The sequence below is a fragment of the Streptomyces sp. WM6386 genome, from assembly GCF_000972385.1.
Taxonomy (GTDB): Bacteria; Actinomycetota; Actinomycetes; order Streptomycetales; family Streptomycetaceae; genus Streptomyces.
Map to the genome: position 1 here is coordinate 1 of NZ_JXTE01000371.1, position 604 is coordinate 604.

Annotated in this window: 1 protein-coding gene and 1 pseudogene; both read right to left on the reverse strand. The window is 65.2% G+C overall.

The window, feature by feature from the left end:
* Positions 1-241, reverse strand: a 241-nt coding sequence (locus TN53_RS41790) for a cyclophilin-like fold protein (protein WP_267886609.1), incomplete at its 3' end; no start/stop codon positions are given.
* A 235-nt stretch (positions 242-476) separates the two neighbouring features.
* Positions 477-604, reverse strand: a pseudogene (locus TN53_RS49415) (zinc-binding dehydrogenase); the annotation flags it as partial.

Consider the following 604-nt stretch of genomic DNA (forward strand, 5'->3'; position numbering starts at 1 on the left):
GGTCATAACAGAGGGCGATGTCGGGACCGGGAGACCAGTAGGCGATGTTGCCGATCTCGTAGCTGAACTGCGGCGTGCCTCCTGCGGTCAGAGACCGGGGCAAGGGACCGTACTTCTCGCGCGTGAGCAGGTCGTCCATCTGCAGCGTCAGCGGAAGCAGCGAGGCGAAGTCGCGTGCCGTCGCATTGTCGTCGAGGGTTGCGGTGAGGACGGTCTCTCGGGCGGTCAGTCGGATTCTCATATGGCTCCTGCTCTCTGGGGTGTTGCTGGCAGCGGGTACGGGAACTCATCGACGAGCGGCGCCTCCTGGAAGCCCGGCGCCTGCTGGCACGCGCCCGGTGGGATGCCCGGGCTGGGCCGTCTAGCAAGGACTTCTTGAACTCCTGTGCCAGTTCCTCGTACGGATGCTGTGGCCGGCCGTCGTCGAGCGTCAGGCATCGTGAGCGGTTGTTTGTCGCTTCTCAGTTGCCCAGGTCTCAGTCGCCCAGGACGACGACGTGCTTGCCCGGCGTGGTGCCTGACTCGACATCGGCCTGGGCGTCACGGACCTGTTCCAGGCCGTGGTAGATCTTCGCGACCGGGACTTTGAGGCTCCCTGTGGCGA